General features: G+C 70.5%; 20 protein-coding genes and 1 pseudogene. 1 reads left to right on the top strand and 20 read right to left on the bottom strand.

Features of this window, described 5'->3' with window-relative positions; all coding sequences use genetic code 11:
* The 15 genes and pseudogenes from AB0F81_RS34340 to pyrR all read right to left on the bottom strand — a co-directional run.
* Positions 1-360, bottom strand: a pseudogene (locus AB0F81_RS34340) (primosomal protein N'); the annotation flags it as partial.
* 133 nt (positions 361-493) lie between these two features.
* Complete coding sequence (locus AB0F81_RS34335; protein WP_360204004.1) at positions 494-1,057, bottom strand: hypothetical protein; 564 nt, start codon at positions 1,055-1,057, stop codon at positions 494-496.
* Between the two features lie 103 nt (positions 1,058-1,160).
* The gene (metK, locus tag AB0F81_RS34330; RefSeq protein WP_360204003.1) at positions 1,161-2,351 is read right to left on the bottom strand and encodes a methionine adenosyltransferase; all 1,191 of its coding nucleotides are present in this window, start codon (positions 2,349-2,351) and stop codon (positions 1,161-1,163) included.
* Positions 2,352-2,396: 45 nt separating this feature from the next.
* The gene (gene coaBC / locus AB0F81_RS34325; RefSeq protein WP_360204002.1) at positions 2,397-3,614 is read right to left on the bottom strand and encodes a bifunctional phosphopantothenoylcysteine decarboxylase/phosphopantothenate--cysteine ligase CoaBC; all 1,218 of its coding nucleotides are present in this window, start codon (positions 3,612-3,614) and stop codon (positions 2,397-2,399) included.
* A 71-nt stretch (positions 3,615-3,685) separates the two neighbouring features.
* Positions 3,686-3,949: a DNA-directed RNA polymerase subunit omega gene (gene rpoZ / locus AB0F81_RS34320; protein ID WP_015623990.1), complete on the bottom strand. Its 264-nt coding sequence runs from the start codon at positions 3,947-3,949 to the stop codon at positions 3,686-3,688.
* 13 nt (positions 3,950-3,962) lie between these two features.
* Complete coding sequence (gmk, locus tag AB0F81_RS34315; protein ID WP_360203999.1) at positions 3,963-4,562, bottom strand: guanylate kinase; 600 nt, start codon at positions 4,560-4,562, stop codon at positions 3,963-3,965.
* 32 nt (positions 4,563-4,594) lie between these two features.
* Positions 4,595-4,912: an integration host factor, actinobacterial type gene (gene mihF / locus AB0F81_RS34310; protein ID WP_014446317.1), complete on the bottom strand. Its 318-nt coding sequence runs from the start codon at positions 4,910-4,912 to the stop codon at positions 4,595-4,597.
* Between the two features lie 172 nt (positions 4,913-5,084).
* On the bottom strand, positions 5,085-5,915 hold the full coding sequence (gene pyrF / locus AB0F81_RS34305; RefSeq protein ID WP_360203997.1) for an orotidine-5'-phosphate decarboxylase: 831 nt from the start codon (positions 5,913-5,915) through the stop codon (positions 5,085-5,087).
* Between the two features lie 21 nt (positions 5,916-5,936).
* Positions 5,937-7,223, bottom strand: a complete 1,287-nt coding sequence (locus AB0F81_RS34300; RefSeq protein WP_360203996.1) for an adenosylmethionine--8-amino-7-oxononanoate transaminase — start codon at positions 7,221-7,223, stop codon at positions 5,937-5,939.
* On the bottom strand, positions 7,220-8,248 hold the full coding sequence (locus tag AB0F81_RS34295) for a quinone-dependent dihydroorotate dehydrogenase (RefSeq protein WP_360203995.1): 1,029 nt from the start codon (positions 8,246-8,248) through the stop codon (positions 7,220-7,222). Before AB0F81_RS34295 ends, AB0F81_RS34300 begins: the two co-directional genes overlap by 4 nt.
* A complete protein-coding gene (gene carB / locus AB0F81_RS34290) occupies positions 8,245-11,562 on the bottom strand; it encodes a carbamoyl-phosphate synthase large subunit (protein ID WP_360203993.1) in 3,318 nt (1,105 codons plus the stop codon). The genes AB0F81_RS34295 and carB overlap by 4 nt, the downstream gene beginning before the upstream one ends.
* Positions 11,563-11,568: 6 nt before the next feature.
* Positions 11,569-12,675, bottom strand: coding sequence for a glutamine-hydrolyzing carbamoyl-phosphate synthase small subunit (carA, locus tag AB0F81_RS34285; protein ID WP_360203992.1), 1,107 nt, complete (start codon positions 12,673-12,675; stop codon positions 11,569-11,571).
* Positions 12,675-13,943 carry a dihydroorotase gene (locus AB0F81_RS34280; protein WP_360203990.1) on the bottom strand — a complete coding sequence of 423 codons (1,269 nt, stop codon included), beginning with the start codon at positions 13,941-13,943 and terminating at the stop codon, positions 12,675-12,677. The genes carA and AB0F81_RS34280 overlap by 1 nt, the downstream gene beginning before the upstream one ends.
* Positions 13,940-14,860 (bottom strand): aspartate carbamoyltransferase catalytic subunit, encoded by a 921-nt coding sequence (locus tag AB0F81_RS34275; protein ID WP_360203989.1) that lies wholly within the window; start codon positions 14,858-14,860, stop codon positions 13,940-13,942. The genes AB0F81_RS34280 and AB0F81_RS34275 overlap by 4 nt, the downstream gene beginning before the upstream one ends.
* On the bottom strand, positions 14,857-15,417 hold the full coding sequence (pyrR, locus tag AB0F81_RS34270; RefSeq protein ID WP_360203987.1) for a bifunctional pyr operon transcriptional regulator/uracil phosphoribosyltransferase PyrR: 561 nt from the start codon (positions 15,415-15,417) through the stop codon (positions 14,857-14,859). Before pyrR ends, AB0F81_RS34275 begins: the two co-directional genes overlap by 4 nt.
* Before the next feature lie 293 nt (positions 15,418-15,710).
* Here pyrR and AB0F81_RS34265 point away from each other — a divergent pair, with 293 nt between their 5' ends.
* Positions 15,711-16,199, top strand: coding sequence for a transcriptional regulator (locus AB0F81_RS34265; protein ID WP_014446326.1), 489 nt, complete (start codon positions 15,711-15,713; stop codon positions 16,197-16,199).
* Positions 16,200-16,586: 387 nt separating this feature from the next.
* On the opposite strand, the gene nusB is transcribed toward AB0F81_RS34265, so the two are convergent.
* From nusB to AB0F81_RS34240, 5 genes are all read right to left on the bottom strand, one after another.
* Positions 16,587-17,021 carry a transcription antitermination factor NusB gene (nusB, locus tag AB0F81_RS34260; protein WP_360203984.1) on the bottom strand — a complete coding sequence of 145 codons (435 nt, stop codon included), beginning with the start codon at positions 17,019-17,021 and terminating at the stop codon, positions 16,587-16,589.
* The gene (gene efp / locus AB0F81_RS34255) at positions 17,021-17,578 is read right to left on the bottom strand and encodes an elongation factor P (RefSeq protein ID WP_360203982.1); all 558 of its coding nucleotides are present in this window, start codon (positions 17,576-17,578) and stop codon (positions 17,021-17,023) included. Before efp ends, nusB begins: the two co-directional genes overlap by 1 nt.
* A gap of 90 nt (positions 17,579-17,668) precedes the next feature.
* Entirely contained in the window at positions 17,669-18,088 is a 420-nt protein-coding gene (gene aroQ, locus AB0F81_RS34250; RefSeq protein WP_360203981.1) for a type II 3-dehydroquinate dehydratase, read from the bottom strand.
* A complete protein-coding gene (aroB, locus tag AB0F81_RS34245) occupies positions 18,085-19,158 on the bottom strand; it encodes a 3-dehydroquinate synthase (RefSeq protein WP_360203979.1) in 1,074 nt (357 codons plus the stop codon). The genes aroQ and aroB overlap by 4 nt, the downstream gene beginning before the upstream one ends.
* A gap of 39 nt (positions 19,159-19,197) precedes the next feature.
* Complete coding sequence (locus tag AB0F81_RS34240) at positions 19,198-20,517, bottom strand: FAD-dependent monooxygenase (RefSeq protein WP_360203977.1); 1,320 nt, start codon at positions 20,515-20,517, stop codon at positions 19,198-19,200.
* Positions 20,518-20,548: the final 31 nt, after the last annotated feature.

Raw genomic sequence — 20,548 nt, 5'->3', positions numbered from 1 at the left:
TGCGCGGCCAGCCGCAGACCCGGGCTGTCCGGGTCGATGCCGGCCATCCAGCGCGGTTCGTTCACCGGGGAACGCAGCAGCTTGAACATCAGGCACGTCGGCCAGATTGCCCGCATAGCGATCGGCCACCGCCCGCGCGGCCCGGGCCACCTCGGGATCGAGCACCTGCTCCGGCGAGACGATCTTCTCCAGATAGGCCAGCTTGCCGGCATGCTCCGACCGCTCGGTGCGGGCCAGCAGGAACCCGCTCACCAACTGCCCGGCGAAGCGCACCTTGACCCGCACCCCGGGCTGCGCCGCCGCGTCATCGGCCGCCGCCACCAGGTAGTCGAAGGGCCGGTCGAGATGCGCGAGCGACATGTCGACACACACCCGGGCGACGGGCAGCCGCTCGGCCGGCTCCCGCTCGCTGCGTGTTCCCTTGCTACCCATCGCCGAACATTCTGCCCGGCCCCTCTGACACTTCCCGCGGCGGCGAGCGGAACGGCGCGGCTCAGTGGGTCAGGCAGCTGATCCGCTCGGTGCGCAGATCGATCTCGACGATGTCCGGGAACCGCAACTGCGCCCAGAAGCTCGCGGGGTCCGGGTCGAGCCGGTACCGGCTGGCCATCCAGACCGTGGGCGCCAGTCCGTGCGTACCGATGATCAAGGTGCGGCCCTGGGCCGCGGCTGCCGCCGCGTGCCGCACGACGGCCGCGTCGAAGCGCGCGATCACCGCGGCCTGCGGCTCCCACCCGGATGGGCAGGAACCACCGGCGTACGCCAGCGCCGCCTCGCGGTAGCCGTCGTCGCTGAACCACACGTGCGGCCGGTGCACCTCGGCCAGACCCGCGTCGGTCAGCACCCGCTGGGCGCCGGCGATCTCCTGCATGGTCTGCGCGGCCTTCAGCTCGGTGCTGGAGACGTAGTAAGCCGGGTGGCTGACGTGCAGCCGCAGCAGCCGGGCGGCGACCCGGCTGTCCCAGGCCAGCGGCCACCGGTCGGCCGGCACCTCCGGATCGACCGCCGGCATCGCGTGCCGGACGATGATCACCCGTTCACCCTGGACAGCGGTCATGGCCGAAGCTCTCATGCGAACAGACACGCAAACAAGTCCCGGGAAGATCAAACGAAAAGCCGGCGCCGCGAGATCGCGGCGCCGGCTCTCGGAGAAGCGGGACTCAGGAAGCGGCGTTCTTGAGGTCCTGGGCGCGGTCGGTGCTCTCCCACCGCAGGTCCGGCAGCTCCCGGCCGAAGTGGCCGTAGGCCGCGGTCTGCTGGTAGATCGGGCGCAGCAGGTCGAGGTCGCGGATGATCGCGGCCGGGCGCAGGTCGAAGACCTCGGTGATGGCCTTCTCGATCCGCTCGACCGGCACGTTCTCGGTGCCGAAGGTCTCGACGAACAGCGAGACCGGGTGGGCCTTGCCGATCGCGTAGGCGACCTGGGTCTCGCAGCGCTCGGCCAGGCCGGCCGCAACGACGTTCTTGGCGACCCAGCGCATCGCGTACGCCGCGGAGCGGTCCACCTTGGACGGGTCCTTGCCGGAGAACGCACCGCCGCCGTGCCGGGCGTAACCGCCGTAGGTGTCCACGATGATCTTGCGACCGGTCAGGCCGGCGTCACCCATCGGGCCGCCGATCTCGAAACGCCCGGTCGGGTTCACCAGCAGCCGGTAGCCCTCGGTCTCGAGGCCGAGGCCCTCCAGCTCCGGGCCGATGACGTGCTCGCGCACGTCGGGCGTGAGCAGCGACTCGAGCGAGATGTCCGCGGCGTGCTGCGAGGACACCACGACGGTGTCGAGGCGGACCGGGCGCAGACCGTCGTACTCGATGGTGACCTGGGTCTTGCCGTCCGGCCGCAGGTAGGGGATCGTGCCGTCCTTGCGCGCGGCGGAGAGCCGGCGGGCCAGGCGGTGCGCGAGGGCGATCGGCAGCGGCATCAGCTCGGGCGTCTCCGAGCAGGCGAAGCCGAACATCATGCCCTGGTCGCCGGCGCCCTGCGAGTCGAGGACGTGGTCGGAGTCGCCCTCACGCAGCTCGATGGCGCTGTCGACGCCCTGGGCGATGTCGGGCGACTGGGAGCCGATGGAGACGCTGACGCCGCAGGAGGCGCCGTCGAAGCCCTTCTTCGACGAGTCGTAACCGATGCCCAGGATGGTGTCGCGCACGATCTTGGGGATGTCGGCGTAGGCCTGCGTGGTGACCTCACCCGCCACGTGCACCTGGCCGGTGGTGATCAGGGTCTCCACCGCGACGCGGCTGCGCGGGTCCTGCGCGAGCAGGGCGTCGAGAATCCCGTCGCTGATCTGGTCAGCGATCTTGTCCGGGTGGCCTTCCGTGACCGACTCGGAGGTGAACAGGCGGCGTGCCACGGTGCTCCTCAGAATTGTCGAATACAACGTAACGCGGAAGTGTAGTCAGCCCCGCTGAACGTCACTGTCCTGGGCATCCAGGCGTGCCACAACGTGGTCGAAAATCATATCGGCCACATCGTCTTTGGGGAGTTCACCGAGGGCCACGGTGGCGCCGTCCGCACCGAGCAGCGTGACCGTGTTCCGGTCCTGGCCGAAAACCAGGTCCGGACCCACCTCGTTAACGACGATCAGGTCTGCACGTTTCTTCACCAGCTTGGCACGAGCATGCTCCAGCGCGTCGTGCGTCTCGGCAGCGAATGCGACAAGTATCTGACCATGGCGCTTCGCGGCGCCCAGTTCGGCCGCGATGTCCGGGTTGGTGGTCAGCACGATCGGCGCCGGCGTACCGTCGTCGGTCTTCTTGATCTTCTGGGCCGCGACCGACTGCGGGCGGAAGTCGGCCGGCGCCGCGGCCATCACCACGACGTCGGCCGCGGCGGCGGCCTCGACCGTCGCCTTGCGCAACTCCTCGGTGGTGCCCACCCGGACCAGGTCGACGCCGGCCGGATCGGGCAGCGAGACGTTCGCCGCGATCAGCGTCACCCGGGCGCCGCGCGCGGCCGCCGAGCGGGCCAGCGCGTAACCCTGCTTGCCGGACGAGCGGTTCCCCAGGAACCGGACCGGGTCGAGCGGCTCGCGGGTCCCGCCCGCGGTCACCACCACGTGCCGGCCCGTCAGATCAAAGTCAACACCCCTGCGATGTACGCGCAGCGCGTGCTCGAAGATCGCGGCGGGGTCGGGGAGCCGCCCCTTGCCGGTGTCCTTGCCGGTGAGCCGCCCCACCGCGGGCTCGATGACGATCGCCCCGCGGGACCGCAGCGTCGCGACGTTCGCCTGCGTCGCCGGGTTCTCCCACATCTCGGTGTGCATGGCCGGCGCGTAGACCACCGGGCAGGTCGCGGTGAGCAGCGTGTTGGTGAGCAGGTCGTCGGCGATGCCGTGGGCCGCCTTGGCCAGCAGGTCGGCGGTGGCCGGCGCGACCACCACCAGCTCGGCGGCGCGGCCGATCCGCACGTGCGGCACCTCGTGCGCGTCGTCCCAGACCTCGGTGGCGACCGGGCGGCCGGAGAGCGCGGCCCAGGTCGGCTCGCCCACGAACTTCAGCGCGGAGGCGGTCGGCACCACCCGCACCCCGTGGCCCGACTCGGTGAAGAGCCGCAGCAGCTCACACGCCTTGTACGCGGCGATGCCCCCGCACACACCCAGGACGACCTCAGTCACACCGGCACCTCACAAAACGAATGATCCCGCGGCCCAGGAACCGGGACGCGGGATCAAGCGATGAACGACGATTACGGGTTGTCGGTGGCCTCGGCCGTCAGCAGGCCCGCGTTGATCTCACGCATCGCGATGGAGAGCGGCTTCTCCTGCGGCGTGGTCTCGACCAGGGGGCCGACATACTCCAGGAGACCCTCACCCAGCTGGCTGTAGTAGGCGTTGACCTGGCGGGCGCGCTTGGCCGCGAAGATCACCAGCGAGTACTTCGACGAGGTCTTGTCGAGCAGCTCGTCGATCGGCGGGTTGGTGATGCCTTCGGGGTTCGCGATGGTTCCCACTGTGGTGGATTCCTTAATGCTCGGAAGCTTGTGCGGGCGTCAGAAATGACGAACCGAGCAAGCTTACCAGCTCGTCAGCGGCCCTCTCGACGAAGTCGTTCACCACGGTGACGTCGAACTCCGCCTCGGCGGCCAGCTCCTCGTCCGCGTGCGCGAGGCGCTTCTTGATCGTCTCCGCGTCGTCGGTGCCCCGGCCGATCAGGCGGCGCTGCAGCTCGTCGACGCTGGGCGGGGCCAGGAAGACCAACTGGGCCTCCGGCATCGCCGCACGGACCTGACGAGCGCCCTGCAGGTCGATCTTCAACAAAACGGGCCGGCCCTGCTGGAGCCAGCCCTCGACCTGCGCGCGGGGGGTGCCGTAGAGGTTGCCCGCGAATTCCGCCCACTCCAGCAGCTGGTCGCCGTCGATCAGGCGCTGGAACTCGGACCGGGTCACGAAGTGGTAGTGCTCGCCGTCGGTCTCGTAGTCGCGTTTCTTGCGTGTCGTGACCGACACCGACAACCGGATCCAAGGCGAGCGCGCCCGGATCAGCTCGATCACACTGTCCTTGCCGACCCCGGAGGGGCCGGACAGGACGGTGAGGCGGGCTGCCGGGCGCGCGTCGTCATCCATGCTCACGGCTCATTCCTACACGAGCCCATGAGTCAGTTCGCAGCGAACTCCCCCAGGAGGGCCTTGCGCTGCTGGTCGCCGAGACCCCGGAGCCGGCGGCTCTCGGCGATCTTCAGCTTCTCCATGATCTGGGTCGCGCGGATCTTGCCGATGCCCGGCAGCGCCTGAAGCACGGCCGAGACCTTCAGCTTGCCGACGACCTCGTCAGCCTCCGCGCGGTCGAGCACGGCGGCGAGGGTGGTCTTCCCGGACTTGAGCTGTTCCTTGAGCTCAGCCCGAGCCTTGCGAACTTCCGCGGCCTTCTCCAGCGCAGCTTGGCGCTGTTCGGGGCTCAGTGACGGGAGCGGCACCAGTTCTCCTCAGGTCCCTTACGCGGCGGTAGCAATACCGGCGCTTCTGTGAAACGTGGTGTGCCAGGGAACCAAAGGGGCATGTGGTTCCCGGCGACCGGAAAACTAGCGGTCAACGGCGCTTTCGGCAACGTGGGGGTACCCCTGGACTTGCCCAGGTGAACGGGCCGTTTCACCCGAGCGCGGCTCGGCAGTCGTCCAGAACACGGCTCGTCGCGGCCCTCAGATCAGTGATCTCCGGGCCCGCAGCGAGGACCTCGCGTGAGTACGACGGCAACACGTTCCGCAGACTTTCGCCGAAGACCTTGCGCAGGTCGGAAGGGGTCGCGCCCTGGGCTCCGAGCCCGGGCGAGAGCAGCGGACCATTGATCTTGGAAAGGTCATGACCGGTCTCGCCGATCGTCGCGCCGACCACCAGCCCGAAACTTCCGAGCGGCGTCACACCCGCGTTGACCTGCGAAATCTCGTCGATGACGGTCTGCGCGACGGTCTTTCCGGACGCCGTCACCGCATGTTGGACGACCGGACCCTCGGGGTTCGAGGTCAACGCCAGGACGAAGACACCACCGCCGTGAGCGGTCGCCAGGTCGAACGCCGGCTGCAATGAGCCGACCCCGAGATAGGGACTGACAGTAATCGCGTCGGCACGCAGAGAACTCGCCGGATCCAGATAGGCGGACGCGTACGCGGCCATCGTCGAGCCGATGTCGCCCCGTTTCACGTCGAGCAGGACGAGCGCGCCGGCCTCTCGCGACTGTCGGATAGTTGACTCAAGAATCGCGACGCCACGTGACCCAAATCTCTCAAAAAACGCGGACTGTGGTTTCAGAACGGCCACCCGATCGGCCAGCGCGTCGACCACCGTACGGCTGAAGCGTTCGAGGCCGGCGATGTCGTCGGAGAGGCCCCAGCGGGCCAGCAGCGAGGCATGGGGATCGATGCCGACGCAGAGCGGACCACGCTCCGCGACGGCCGCGTGCAGTCGTTCGCCGAAGGTCTCCATGGCTAAGTTCCCTCTCCCGTGTCAGGTAGCCGCCACCGCGGCGGTGATGCCCGCGGTAATGCGGGCCACGTCGGCGTCGTCCGCCACGAACGGCGGCATCGTGTAGATCAGGTTCCGGAACGGCCGCAGCCAGACTCCCTCGGCCACCGCTGCCGCGGTGGCCTTCGGCACGTCCACGTCGTGGTCCAGCTCGACCACGCCGATCGCGCCCAGGACACGCACGTCCGCGACGCCGCGCTCCCCGCGCAGCGGCGCCAGGCCGTCCCTCAGCAGGCTTTCGATCCGAGGTACGCGCTGAGCCCACCCGCCGTAGGTGTCGCCGGGCTCGGCCCGCAGCAGGCCCAATGAGGCGTTCGCCACGGCGCAGGCGAGCGGGTTGCCCATGAAGGTCGGCCCGTGCGCCAGGCCGCCGCCCTCCCCCGCCGAGATCGCCGCAGCCATCTCGGCGGTGCACAGGGTGGCCGCCAGGGTCAGGTAACCCCCGGTCAGCGCCTTGCCCAGGCACATCACGTCGGGGCTGACCCCGGCGTGGTCGGCGCCGAAGAACCGCCCGGTCCGCCCGAAGCCGGTGGCGATCTCGTCGAAGATCAGGAAGACGCCGTGCGCGGCCGTCGCCTCACGCAGCACCCGCAGATACTCCGGATGGTGGAACCGCATCCCGCCGGCGCCCTGCACCACCGGCTCCACGATCACCGCCGCCAGCTCGCCGGCGTGCCGTTCGATCAGGCCGGCCAGTTCGTCGGCGTAGGCCGGGTCATACTCGGCCGGCGGCGGCCCGGCGAAGACCTGGGCGGGCAGCACCCCGGTCCAGAGCGAGTGCATCCCGCCGACCGGGTCGCAGACGCTCATCGGGTGGAAGGTGTCGCCGTGGTAGCCGCCGCGCCAGGTCGCCAGCCGCTGCCGGCCGGGCCGGCCCAGGGCCCGCTGCGCCTGCAAGGCCATCTTGATCGCCACCTCGACACCGATCGAGCCGGAGTCGCAGAGGAAGACGTGCTCCAGGCCGGGCGGGGTCAGCTCGACCAGGGTGGCGGCCAGCCGGATCGCCGGCTCGTGGGTGAGCCCGCCGAACATCACGTGGCTCATCCGCCCGGCCTGCTCGGCCAGGGCGGCGTCCAGCACCGGGTGCCGGTACCCGTGGATCGCCGCCCACCAGGACGACATGCCGTCCACCAGCTCCCGCCCGTCGGCCAGCCGCAGCCGGACCCCCTCGGCGCTCTCCACCAGGTAGGGGTCGCTGCGGCCGGGCATCGGACCGTACGGGTGCCAGACGTGCGCCCGGTCCAGCGCGAGGAGCTCGCGCTCGCTCATCGCGCCCGGTGCGAGCGGATCGGGCGGGCGCCCCGGGCGACCGCCCGGACCAGGTCCGGGCCGCGGTAGATGAAGCCGCTGTAGAGCTGCACCAGCGAGGCGCCGGCGTCGAGCAGCCGGGCCGCGTCGTCGACCGACATGATCCCGCCGACCCCGATGATCGGCAGGCGCCCGCCGGTCTCGTCGTGCACGAACTTGACCACCGCCCGGGCCCGCTCGGTGAGCGGCTTGCCGGAGAGCCCGCCCGCCTCGCCCGCCAGGTGCTGGTCGGACTCGGCGAGCCCGTCGCGGGCCAGCGTGGTGTTGGTGGCGATCAGGCCGGCCGCGCCGTGCTCCAGGCAGACCTCCAGGAGCTCGGCGATGGCCGGCTCGGTCAGGTCCGGGGCGATCTTCACCAGCACCGGCACCGGACCGTTCAGCGCCTTGAGCAGCGCCGCCATCGAGTCCCGGTCCTGCAGCGTGCGCAGGCCCGGGGTGTTCGGCGAGGAGACGTTGACCGCGATGTAGTCGGCGTACGGGTGCAGCAGCCGGTAGGAGGTCAGGTAGTCCTCGACGGCGTCCTCCAGCGGCGTCACCTTGGACTTGCCGAGCGAGACGCCCAGCGGGACCCCGATGGGCCCGAGGGCCGCCAGGCGTTCGGCCAGGGCCGCCGCACCGAGGTTGTTGAAGCCCATCCGGTTGATGATCGCTTCGCTCTCCCGGAGCCGGAACAGGCGCGGCTTGTCGTTGCCCGGCTGCGGCTTCGCGGTGACCGTGCCGACCTCGACGAAGCCGAACCCGAGCGCCGGCCAGGCGGGCAGCGCGATCCCGTTCTTGTCCATGCCGGCGGCCAGGCCGACCCGGTTCGGGAAGTGCACGCCGAACGCCTCCACCGGGGCGGAGAAGGCGTAGCGGCGGCGCAGCGCGGCCAGGGCCGGCGCCGGGAGCGAGGCGAGCCGGTTCAGCGTCCACTCGTGGGCGTGCTCGGCGTCGCCGCCGCCCAGCCGGAACAGAACCGGCCGGGCGACGTCGGTGAAGAGATTCACTCGCTACCCCGAAGTGCCCTGTGCAGATCCTGCAGTGGCCGCACGGACATGTCGCCGCGCATCAGCGCCTCGATGCCCATCACGGCGGCGGCCGCGCCGGGCACCGTGGTGATGCTCGGGACGTCCGCGGTCACGGCGGCGCTGCGGATCTCGTAGCCGTCCATCCGGGCGCTGGCGCCCGAACCCGACGGGGTGTTGATGATCAGCGAGATCTCGCCGGCCAGGATCAGCTCGACGGCGTTCTTGCGGCTGGGGTCCTCGTAGTGCTTCGGGACGACCTCGCAGTCGATGCCGTAGCGGCGCAGCACCTCGCCGGTGCCGGCCGTGGTGACGATCGTGAAGCCGAGGTCGGCCAGCCGCTTCACCGGGAAGATCATCGAGCGCTTGTCCCGGTTGGAGACCGACACGAAGACCTTGCCGGCGGTGGGCAGCGAGCCGTACGCGGCGGCCTGCGACTTGGCGAACGCCTGGCCGAAGCCGGCGTCGATGCCCATCACCTCGCCGGTCGACTTCATCTCCGGGCTGAGCAGGCTGTCCACGTTCTTGCCGGAGAGGGTGCGGAACCGCTTGAACGGCAGCACCGCCTCCTTGATCGCGATCGGCGCGTTCGCCGGGGTGGAGCCGCCGTCGCCCTCGGGCAGCAGCATGCCCTCGGCGCGCAGCTCGGCGATGGTGGCGCCGAGCATGATCCGGGCGGCCGCCTTGGCCAGCGGCACCGCGGTGGCCTTCGACACGAACGGCACGGTCCGCGAGGCCCGCGGGTTCGCCTCCAGGACGTAGAGGCTCTCGTCCTTGAGCGCGTACTGCACGTTCATCAGGCCGCGCACGCCGATGCCGCGGGCCAGGGACTCGGTGTAGCGGCGTACCTCGGCCAGGTTGGAGGCGGCCAGGGTGATCGGCGGCAGCGAGCAGGCCGAGTCGCCGGAGTGGATGCCGGCCTCCTCGATGTGCTCCATCACGCCGCCCAGGTAGACCTCGCCGGTCGCGTCGCAGAGCGCGTCCACGTCGATCTCGATGGCGTCGTCCAGGAACCGGTCGACCAGCACCGGGTGGTCCGGGGAGATCTCCGTGGCCCGCTCGATGTAGCCCTGCAGGGTCGGCTCGTCGTAGACGATCTCCATGCCCCGGCCGCCGAGCACGTACGACGGGCGCACCAGCACCGGGTAGCCGATCGCGTCGGCGATCGCCTTGGCCTCGTCGAAGCTGGTGGCGGTGCCGTGCTCGGGCGACCGCAGGCCGTTGTCGGCGAGCAGCGCGCCGAAGAGGCCGCGGTCCTCGGCCAGGTCGATCGACTCCGGCGTGGTGCCGACGATCGGCACCCCGGCCGCCTTGAGCCGGTTCGCCAGGCCGAGCGGGGTCTGGCCGCCGAGCTGCACGATCACGCCGACCACACCGGGTCCGCCGGCCGCCCTGCCGGAGCTGTCCTCGGCGTGGAACACCTCGAGGACATCCTCGAAGGTGAGCGGCTCGAAGTAGAGCCGGTCGGCGGTGTCGTAGTCGGTGGAGACCGTCTCCGGGTTGCAGTTGACCATGACAGTCTCGAAGTCGACGCCTCGGAGAGCCTGCACGGCGTGCACGCAGGAGTAGTCGAATTCGATGCCCTGGCCGATCCGGTTCGGGCCGGAGCCCAGGATGATCACCTTCGGACGGTCGCTCGGCGCGACCTCGGTCTCCTCGTCGTACGACGAGTAGTGGTACGGGGTGTTCGCCTGGAACTCGGCCGCGCAGGTGTCCACGGTCTTGTAGACCGGCCGCAGCCCGAGGCGGTGCCGCAGGGCCCGGACCCCGTCCTCACCGGCCAGCTCCGGGCGCAGCGCCGCGAGCTGCCTGTCGGAGAACCCGGACCGCTTGGCCCGGCGCAGCAGCTCCTCGTCCAGAACCGGGGCGGCCAGGATCTCGGCGCGCAGGTCGACCAGGGCCTTGATCTCGTCCAGGAACCACGGGTCGATCCGGCCGCTCGCCTCGTGCACCTGCTCGACCGTGGCGCCCAGGCGCAGCGCCCGCTCCACGGTGTAGAGCCGGCCGTCGTGCGGCACCTTGAGCGTGGCCAGGGTCTCTTCCAGCGACTCGTCCGGGTCCGGGGTGGTCCAGAAGCCGGTGGCCTTGGTCTCCATCGAGCGCATGGCCTTGTTCAGCGCCTCGGCGAAGTTGCGGCCCAGGCTCATCGCCTCGCCGACCGACTTCATCGTGGTGGTGAGCTCCTTGTCCGCGCCCGGGAACTTCTCGAACGCGAACCGCGGGATCTTCACGACCACGTAGTCCAGGGCCGGCTCGAAGGCGGCCGGGGTCTTCAGCGTGATGTCGTTCGGGATCTCGTCGAGGGTGTAGCCGATGGCCAGCTTCGCCGCGATCTTGGCGATCGGGAAGCCGGTGGCCTTCGAGGCCAGCGCCGACGAGCGGGAGACCCGCGGGTTCATCTCGATGACGATCAGGCGGCCGTTGTCCGGGTTGATCGCGAACTGGATGTTGCAGCCGCCGGTGTCCACACCGACCTCGCGCAGCACCGCGATGCCGAGGTCACGCAGGCGCTGGTACTCGCGGTCGGTGAGGGTCATGGCCGGGGCGACGGTGACGCTGTCGCCGGTGTGCACGCCCATCGGGTCGACGTTCTCGATCGAGCAGACGACCACGACGTTGTCGTGCTTGTCGCGCATCAGCTCGAGCTCGTACTCCTTCCAGCCGAGCACGCTCTCCTCGATGAGCACCTCGTGCACCGGGGAGGCGGCCAGGCCGGCGCCGGCGATCCGCTCCAGGTCGTCCGGCGTGTGCGCCATGCCGGAGCCCAGGCCACCCATGGTGAACGAGGGACGGATGACCACCGGGAGGTCGATCTCGGCGACCGTCTCGCGTACCTCGTCCATCGAGTGGCACACCCGCGAGCGCGGCGTCTCGCCGCCGGCCTTCGCCACGATCTCCTTGAAGAGCTGGCGGTCCTCGCCCTTGCGGATGGCGTCGACGTTCGCGCCGATCAGCTCGACGCCGTACTTCTCCAGCACGCCGTTCTCGTGCAGCGCGATCGCGGTGTTCAGCGCGGTCTGGCCGCCCAGGGTGGGCAGGATCGCGTCCGGGCGCTCCTTGGCGATGACCAGCTCGACGAACTCCGGGGTGATCGGCTCGACGTAGGTGGCGTCGGCGAACTCCGGGTCGGTCATGATCGTGGCCGGGTTGGAGTTGACCAGCGAGACCCGGATGCCCTCGGACTGCAGCACCCGGCAGGCCTGGGTGCCGGAGTAGTCGAACTCGCAGGCCTGGCCGATGACGATCGGGCCGGAGCCGATCACCATGATGTGCTTGAGATCTTCACGCTTCGGCATGAGCGGTCAGCCCTTCTTCTCGACCAGCTCGACGAACCTGTCGAACAGGTAGTCGGCGTCGTGCGGGCCGGCGGCGGCCTCGGGGTGGTACTGGACGGTGAAGGCGGGGACGTCGATGCCCCGCAGGCCCTCGACCACGTTGTCGTTGAGGCAGACGTGTGAGACCTCGACACCACCGAAGTCGGTGTCGATCACGGTGTTCAGCGGGGCGTCCACCGCGAAACCGTGGTTGTGGCTGGTCACCTCGACCTTGCCGGTGGTCTTGTCGAGCACCGGCTGGTTGATGCCGCGGTGGCCGTAGCCGAGCTTGTAGGTGCCGAAACCGAGCGCGCGGCCGAGGATCTGGCTGCCGAAGCAGATGCCGAACAGCGGCACCTCGCGGCGCATCACCTCACGGGCCAGGCTCACCGGGCCGTCGGCGGTCGCCGGGTCACCCGGGCCGGGCGAGAAGAACACCGCGTCCGGGCTGACCGCGAGCAGGTCCTCGATCGACGAGGAGGCCGGGAAGATGTGCGTGGTGACGCCGCGGGCGGCGAGCCGGCGGGCCACGTTGCGCTTGATGCCCAGGTCCAGCGCGGCGACCGTGTAACGGTGCTCGCCCTCGGCCTGGACCGTGTAGCGCTCGGCGGTGGTCACCTGCGCGGACAGGTCAGCGCCGAGCATCTGCGGCTGATTGCGGACCCGCTCCAGCAGCGCCTGCGGGTCGGTCTCGACGCTGGAGACACCGACCCGCATCGCGCCGCGCTCGCGCAGGTGCCGGGTCAGGGCGCGGGTGTCCACGCCGCTGATCCCGACGATGCCCTCGGCCGCCAGCCGCTCGCCCAGGTCACCCTTCGAGCGCCAGTTCGACGGGCGGCGGGCCGGGTCGCGGACCACGTAGCCGGCCACCCAGATGCGGTCCGACTCGTCGTCCTCGTCGTTGACGCCGGTGTTGCCGATCTGCGGGGCGGTCTGCACCACGACCTGCTTGTGGAACGACGGGTCGGTCAGCGTCTCCTGGTAGCCGGTCATGCCGGTGGTGAACACCGCCTCACCGAACGTCTCCCCGGTTGCGCCGTAGGAGGTGCCGGAAAACGTCCGCCCGTCCTCGAGAACGAGGATCGCCTTTGCCATTATTTGACAACCTTCCCGTCCAGAACCGTCGCTTCGCCCCGCAGGAAGGTCGCGACGATGCGACCCGGCAGGTCCATGCCCGCGTACGGCGTGTTGCGGCTGCGGCTCGCCAGGCCGGCCGGGTCGACGACCCAGCGCGCCTTCGGATCCACCAGCGTCAGGTTGGCCGGCGTACCGGCCTTCGTCAGGTCCCCGCCGTGCCCCTCCAGCCCGGCGATGCGGGCCGGCGCGATCGACATCCGGTCGGCGATCAGGTCCCACTTCTCACCGAAGACGCTGAGCACGATCGGCAGCGCGGTCTCCAGGCCGAGCATGCCCGGTCGCGCGTACGCCCACTCGCACTCCTTGTCCTGCACGGCGTGCGGCGCGTGATCGGTGGCGACCACGTCGATGATGCCGTCCACCAGCGCCTGTCGCAGCGCTTCCACGTCGCTGCGCGTACGCAACGGGGGGTTGACCTTGAAGACCGGGTCGTAGCCGGCCGCGAGCTCGTCGGTGAGCAGGAGGTGATGCGGGGTGACCTCGGCGGTGACGCGCACGCCGCGCGCCTTGGCCTGGCGCAGCACCTCGACCGAACCGGCCGTGGAGACGTGGCAGACGTGCAGGCGGCTGCCGACGTGCTCGGCGAGCAGCACGTCGCGGGCGATGATCGCCTCCTCGGCGACCGCCGGCCAGCCGGTCAGGCCGAGGCGGGTGCTGACCTCACCCTCGTGCATCTGGGCGCCCTCGGTGAGGCGGTGCTCCTCGGCGTGCTGGGCGATGACGCCGTCGAACGCCTTCACGTACTCCAGGGCCCGGCGCATCAGCTTCGGGTCGGCGACGCAGAAACCGTCGTCGGAGAAGATCCGCACGTTGGCGGCGGAGGTGGCCATCGCGCCCAGCTCGGCCAGCTGCTTGCCGGCCAGGCCGACGGTGACCGCGCCGATCGGCTGCACGTCGACCAGGCCGGCCTCGCGGCCGAGTCGCCAGACCTGCTCGACCACGCCGGCGGTGTCGGCGACCGGCGAGGTGTTCGCCATCGCGCAGACCGCGGTGTAACCGCCCTTCGCCGCCGCCCGCGAGCCGGTCTCGACCGTCTCGGCGTCCTCACGGCCCGGTTCACGCAGGTGGGTGTGCACATCGACCAGGCCGGGGAGCGCGACCAGTCCGGACGCGTCGATCACCTCGGCGCCCTGGGCGGCGCCTTCCGCGATCACCCCGTCCTTGATCAACAGGTCGGTCGGCGAACCGCCGAGAACCGAGACGCCCTTGAGCAGGTACGCCATCACTTGCCTCCCAAAAGCAGGTAGAGGACGGCCATCCGGACGCTGACGCCGTTGGCGACCTGTTCGACGATCGTGGAGCGCGGGGAGTCGGCCACCTCGGGCGCGATCTCCATACCGCGGTTCATCGGGCCCGGGTGCATCACGATCGCGTGCTCCGGGAGCTTCTTCATGCGCAGCATGTCCAGCCCGTAGCGGCGGCTGTACTCGCGGGCGGAGGGGAAGTAGGAGTCCTGCATCCGCTCGGTCTGCACCCGCAGCATCATCACCACGTCGCTGTCCGGCAGAACGGCGTCCAGGTCGTAGCTCACCTGCGTCTTCTCGGCGAGCGCGGCGGCGACGTCCAGCGGGATCAGGGTGGGCGGACCGACCAGGGTGACCTGTGCGCCCAGCGTGGTCAGGAGCAGCACGTTGGACCTCGCCACCCGGCTGTGCAGCACGTCACCCACGATGGCCACCTTCAGGCCGTCAAGACGGCCCAGGCGAGAGCGCATCGTGTACGCGTCCAGCAGCGCCTGCGTGGGGTGCTCGTGGGTGCCGTCGCCGGCGTTGACCACCGAGCCCTCCACCCAGTTGGCCAGCCGGTGCGGCGCGCCGCTCGCCGAGTGGCGGATCACCACGGCGTCGGCGCCCATCGCCTGCAGGGTCAGCGCGGTGTCCTTGAGGCTCTCGCCCTTGGAGACGCTGGAGCCCTTGGCGGAAAAGTTGATCACGTCGGCGGAGAGTCGCTTGGCCGCCGCCTCGAAGGAGATCCGGGTCCGGGTCGAGTCCTCGTAGAAGAGGTTGACCACGGTGCGCCCGCGCAGGGCGGGCAGCTTCTTGACCTCGCGGCCGGAGAGCGCCGCCATCTCGGCGGCGGTGTCCAGGATCAGCGTGGCGGTGGCCGCGTCCAGGTCGGCGGCCGAGCGCAGGTGCTTGATCACGTCAGGCCTCCGATCAACTTGACCTCATCGGTGCCGTCGACCTCGGTGAGCGCGACCTTCACGCTCTCGCTGAGCGCGGTGGGGATGTTCTTGCCCACGTAGTCGGCGCGGATCGGCAGCTGGCGGTGGCCGCGGTCGACCAGGACCGCGAGCTGCACCGAGCTGGGGCGGCCGACGTCGTTCAGGGCGTCCAGGGCGGCCCGCACGGAGCGGCCGGAGAAGAGGACGTCGTCGACCAGGATCACCCGCAGCCCGTCGATGCCGCCGGGCGGCATCTCGGTCTTGCCGAGCGCGCGGGTGGCGCGCATGCGCAGATCGTCGCGGTAGAGCGTGATGTCCAGGGAGCCGACCGGCACCTCGACGCCCTCGAAGGCGTGGATCCGGGCGGCGAGCCGGTGCGCGAGCGGAACGCCCCGGGTCGGGATGCCCAGCAGCACGGTGCCGGTGGCGCCCGAGGTCTTCTCGAGGATCTGATGGGCGATGCGGTCGACGACCCGGTGCAGGTCGGACCCGGCCAAGATGATCTTGCTAGGTGCGTCAGCGCGTGGTTGTGCCACGGCGGACCTCCTTCCCCGCCTCACGGGACGGGTCGTTAAAGGACGTCTGATACGGGCGACCCTGTTTTCGGATGCCCGCATGGCTGACGCTACGTTACCAGTGGACGAGGCGTTGACCATGGTGACGTGCCTGACCCGAAACAGCCCTGGTGCAGGGAACTTCGGTGCGAGTGCGACGACTCATCGGTAACCAACACTTGACCGGCGGTCGCAAACTCCGTACCGTCACGCAGCGTAGCGATCCGCGAGGAAACGGAACCCTCGCGGGCCAGCACAGTACCGGGAGTGTCCATATGCCGTCTGAGTACGCGAAGTCGCTGGGCGCTCGCCTGCGCTCCATCCGCCAGCAGCAGGGCCTGTCCCTGCAAGGCGTCGAAGAGAAGTCCAACGGCCGCTGGAAGGCTGTCGTGGTGGGCTCGTACGAGCGCGGCGACCGAGCGGTCACCGTGTCGCGCCTTGCCGAACTGGCCGACTTCTACCGTGTTCCCGTGTCCGAGCTGCTGCCCGACGGCAGCGGCATCCGGCTCGAGGCGACCAACAAGATCGTTCTGGACCTCGAGAAGCTGTACGACACCACCGGCGAAGACCTCGCCTACGTGGCGCGGTACGCCCGAGCCATCCAGCAGCAGCGCGGCGACTACAACGGCCGCGTCCTCTCCATCCGCGCCGACGACCTGCGCGCGCTCGCCATCGTCTACGACATCTCGCCGTCCGGCCTCATCGAGCGCCTGACCGAGCAGGGCGTCCTGGTCGCTGACCCGCGCGCCTTCTTCGCCAGCTGAGTCGTCGCTTTACCGCACCATCTGTAACGCCCCCCGTTGAAGCCCGCGTCGCCCCCCGACGCGGGCTTTCGCGCATCCGCCGCGGGCTCTCGCGCATCCCCCGCCGCGGGCTCTCGCACATCCCCGCCGCGAGCCTTCGCGCATCCCCCGCCGCGAACCTTCGCGCATCCCCCGCCGCGAACCTTCGCGCATCCCCCGCCGCGAGCCTTCGCGCGTCGGCCGCCGCGCCGTCTGAGCCTCTCGCCAGCGCAGGCCGGCAACGCCGTGTGATCGCCGGCGAAACGGAACCCGGATCCGGCGTATCGATTGCCGCGCTCGTCGCTCTGTGTTGCCACCGGCAGACGGCGAACGGCCCGGGCCGAAGGCCCGGGCCGTTCCCAGAAACGCTCAGCGTGTAGCGAAAGCCGCGATCCGGTCGAGGAGACCGTTGAGGAAGCGCGGACTGTCGTCCGTCGACATCTCCTTGGCCAGCTCGACCGCCTCGGTGATCGCGACCGGGTCGTCGATCTCCGGCTCGTAGAGCAGCTCGTAGACCGCGATGCGGGCCAGGTTGCGGTCGACCGTCGGCATGCGGTCGATCGTCCAGCCCTCGGCGTAGCTGGCGATCAGCTCGTCGACGCGGTCCAGGTTCTTCGCGACACCCTCGATCAGGGTGACCGCGTAACCCAGGTGGTCGGGGTGCGGCTTGGCGATCCGGTCCAGGTAGGTGACGAGCACCTGACTCGGCGGCAGGTCACGCAGATCGGCCTCGAACAGGACGTCGAGCGCTCGCTTGCGTGCCTTGCGACGCGCGAGCCGATCCTTCTTGGGACCTTCGGCCATCAGCTGCGGCCGAGGTAGCGGCCGTCGCGGGTGTCGACCTTGATCTTCTCGCCGGTGGTGATGAAGAGCGGGACCTGGACGGTCGCGCCGGTCTCGACGGTGGCCGGCTTGGTGCCGCCGGTCGAGCGGTCGCCCTGCAGGCCCGGCTCGGTGTAGGTCACCTCGAGGAACACGCTGGTCGGCAGCTCGACGTAGAGCGGCACACCCTCGTGCGTGGCGACCACGGCCTCGGCCTCGGGCAGCAGGTAGTTGGCGTTCTCACCGACCGTGCCGCCGGACACGTGGATCTGGTCGTAGGTGTCCAGGTCCATGAAGACGAAGTCCTCACCGTCCTGGTAGAGGTACTGCATGGTGCGCTTGTCCACGGTCGCGGTCTCGACCTTGGTGCCCGCGTTGAAGGTCTTGTCGACGACCTTGCCGGACAGCACGTGCTTGAGCGTGGTTCGCACGAACGCGGGGCCCTTGCCCGGCTTGACGTGCTGGAACTCAACGACGGCCCACAGCTCCCCGTCGAGGTTGAGCACCATGCCGTTCTTCAGGTCGTTGGTGGAAGCCATGTTTGTCTAGAGCCCTGTCTGCCTTGATCTTGATACGTGCCGGTGACCGAACGAGTCTACCGGCGTGAACGTGCCCGGAGCGAATCGGGCCTACCGTGCGATGTGTTCCAAGGCAAGCCGGTATCCGTCGAAACCGAGACCCGCGATCACGCCGGTCGCGACCGCCGAGATCACCGAATGGTGCCGGAACTCCTCGCGGGTGTGGATGTTGGAGATGTGCACCTCGACCAGCTTGCCGCGCAGCATCGCGCAGGCGTCGCGCACCGCGTAGTTGTAGTGCGTCCAGGCGCCCGGGTTGAGCACCACGTCGGCGCCCTCGTCGGCGGCCTGGTAGAGCCACTCCAGCATCTGGTGCTCGGCGTTGGTCTGCCGGACCTCGACCGTGATGCCGAGGTCGTCGGCCACGGTCTGGCACATCTCGACCAGGTCCTTGTAGGTCGCCGAGCCATAGACGCCGGGCTCGCGCAGCCCCAGGCGGCCCAGGTTGGGCCCGTTCAGCACGTAGATCATCGGGCCACCGCCGCGTAGGCCCGCTCCAGCAGGGCCTCGTCGGGGCCGGCCAGGATGCCCGGTTTCGCCAGGCCGTCGAGGACCACGAAACGCAGGGTCGCGGCGCGCGCCTTCTTGTCGACGCGCATCGCGGGCAGCAGGTCGGCCCAGGCATCTGCCGCATATGACGTGGGCAGGCCCAGTGACTCCAGGATGTCGCGGTGCCGGTCGGCGGTGGCGTCGTCCAGCCGCCCGGTGAGCCGGCCCAGCTCGGCGGCGAAGACCAGGCCGACCGAGATCGCGTGCCCGTGTTTCCAGGTGTATCTCTCGCGGCGCTCGATCGCGTGCCCGAGGGTGTGCCCGTAGTTGAGGATCTCCCGCAGCCCGGACTCCTTCAGGTCGACGCTCACCACGTGCGCCTTCACCCGGACCTTGCGCTCGACCAGCTCGCGGAGCACGTCACCGCGCGGGTTCGCCGCCTCGGCCGGGTCGGCCTCGATCAGCGAGAGAATCTCCGGGTCGGCGATGAAGCCGCCCTTGACCACCTCGGCCAGGCCGGCCGCGATGTCCTCGGCGGGCAGGGTGTCCAGTGCGTCCAGATCGCAGAGCACGCCGGCCGGCGGGTGGAAGGCACCCACCAGGTTCTTGCCGGCGGCGATGTTGACCGCGGTCTTCCCGCCGACCGCGGCGTCGACCATGCCGGCCACCGACGTCGACACCGGCACCCAGCGCACTCCCCGCAGCCACGCGGCGGCCACATAGCCGGCCAGGTCGGTGGTCGCTCCACCCCCGACACCCACCACGACATCGGTCCGCGTGAAGCCGGCCGCCCCCAGCTCGTCCCAGCACCGGGCGGCGACCTCGATCGACTTGCCGGCCTCGGCGTCGGGCACCTCGATCGGCACCACCGTCGCGACCCCGGCCGCCTTGGCGACCGCCTCGGCCCGCTCGCGCAGCGTGGGTGGGTGCAGCACCGCCACCCGGGCGGCGCCCTCGATCAGCCCGGGGAGCTCGCCCTCCAGGCCGCGCCCGACGATCACGTCATATGGACGGTCACCCGTCACCGGAATCCGCGTCACCACGGCCGTCACCCTATCGGCGGCCCGGTGACAGCACGGTGACAACCCGGCTCAGTTCCATCCCGCGGACAGCACACGCCGCACGAGGGCCGGATGCACCAGCCGGGCCGGCGGGTCCAGCAGGCCGGTGACCCGCATGAACTGCTCCGCGACGGCGGCGTCCCGGGCGGCCGCGGCCTGCACCCGCCCGACCCAGGCGGTCATCGCCCGGCCCGCGAGGCTGCGGCGCCCGGGCACCTCGGGCAGCGCCAGGTCGGCGCCGATCGCCATCCGCCAGACCGGGTCGATCTCGCGGGCCGCCGCCCGGAAGTAGCGGCGGGCCAGCCCGGCCGGGCCCGCCGCGAGACTTCGCCGCAGGGCGACCGCCTGCAGGGCGGCCACCGTCATGCCCTGCCCGTAGACCGGGCTGAAGCTGCACAGCGCGTCCCCGATGACCAGCAGCCCGTCCGGGAAGCGGACCAGCTGCTCGTACCGGCGGCGGATGTAGGACGGATATCGGTGCAGCGCCACCGGGCTCACCGGTTCGGCGCGTTTGATCAGGTCCAGCGCGTCCGCGGGGGCCACCGAAGCGGCGAAGTCGAGGAAGCCCTCGTCGTCGGTGGGCGGGTGGTTCGCGGTGCCGATCCCGGCCAGGGTGAGCAGCCGGCGGCCGTCCTCGACGGCGAGCAGCATCATGCCGCGGGGGCGGCCCGGCACCGCGCCGACGGCCACCGCCTTCTCCAGCTCCGCGCCGGCCGGCAGGCGCAGCAGGCGGCTGGCGTAGCCGACCGAGATCTTGAACTCCTCCTCGGTCGGGCGCGGGTAGCCGAGCTTGTCCAGCCAGGCCGGCGTACGGGCGCCCCGCCCCATCGCGTCGACCACGAGGTCCGCGCCCAGATGCTCCTCCGCGCTGCCCGGGCGGCGGCTGACCACCCGGACCCCGGTGACCCGGTCCCCCTCGGTGACCAGGCCCGCCACGTCGCACCCGTCGCGCAGGGTGACTCCGGGCAGGGCGCGTACCCGGTCGCGGACGTGCCGTTCCAGGAACTCCCGGCCGGCCTGCACCACCGAGACGCCGATCGGCGCCTGCCGCAGCACGTGCCCGCCGAAGGTGAACCGGAAGTCGGCCAGCAGCTCGGCCCGGACCGCCCCGTCCTCGACGAGTTCCGCCTCGAAGCCGGGGAACAGCTCGCCGAGGATCTCGCAGCCGCGTGGCAGCAGCCCGTGCGCGTGCCGGCCCTGCGGCACCCCGCGCCGGCTCTCCACGCCCGGCTCCAGCTCGTCGCGCTCGACGACGGTCACCCGTTCGAAGGACTCCACCAGCACCCGGGCGGCGAGCAGGCCGGCCATGCCCGCGCCGAGCACCACCGCGTTCGTTCCGTTGATTCGCATGGGGTCACGCTGCGCGCCGCGGGTGTCCACC

Source organism: Actinoplanes sp. NPDC024001, from assembly GCF_040638955.1.
GTDB lineage: Bacteria > Actinomycetota > Actinomycetes > Mycobacteriales > Micromonosporaceae > Actinoplanes.
This window is presented reverse-complemented; position numbering and strand designations above follow the sequence as displayed.

Bases quoted from the DNA above. Each gene is read 5' to 3' on its own strand.
- AB0F81_RS34335 (WP_360204004.1), bottom strand. From the start codon at position 1,057: ATGACCGCTGTCCAGGGTGAACGGGTGATCATCGTCCGGCACGCGATG.
- gmk (WP_360203999.1), bottom strand. From the start codon at position 4,562: ATGGATGACGACGCGCGCCCGGCAGCCCGCCTCACCGTCCTGTCCGGC.
- pyrF (WP_360203997.1), bottom strand. From the start codon at position 5,915: ATGGAGACCTTCGGCGAACGACTGCACGCGGCCGTCGCGGAGCGTGGT.
- AB0F81_RS34300 (WP_360203996.1), bottom strand. From the start codon at position 7,223: ATGAGCGAGCGCGAGCTCCTCGCGCTGGACCGGGCGCACGTCTGGCAC.
- carB (WP_360203993.1), bottom strand. From the start codon at position 11,562: ATGCCGAAGCGTGAAGATCTCAAGCACATCATGGTGATCGGCTCCGGC.
- carA (WP_360203992.1), bottom strand. From the start codon at position 12,675: ATGGCAAAGGCGATCCTCGTTCTCGAGGACGGGCGGACGTTTTCCGGC.
- AB0F81_RS34265 (WP_014446326.1), top strand. From the start codon at position 15,711: ATGCCGTCTGAGTACGCGAAGTCGCTGGGCGCTCGCCTGCGCTCCATC.
- nusB (WP_360203984.1), bottom strand. From the start codon at position 17,021: ATGGCCGAAGGTCCCAAGAAGGATCGGCTCGCGCGTCGCAAGGCACGC.
- efp (WP_360203982.1), bottom strand. From the start codon at position 17,578: ATGGCTTCCACCAACGACCTGAAGAACGGCATGGTGCTCAACCTCGAC.
- aroQ (WP_360203981.1), bottom strand. From the start codon at position 18,088: ATGATCTACGTGCTGAACGGGCCCAACCTGGGCCGCCTGGGGCTGCGC.
- AB0F81_RS34240 (WP_360203977.1), bottom strand. From the start codon at position 20,517: ATGCGAATCAACGGAACGAACGCGGTGGTGCTCGGCGCGGGCATGGCC.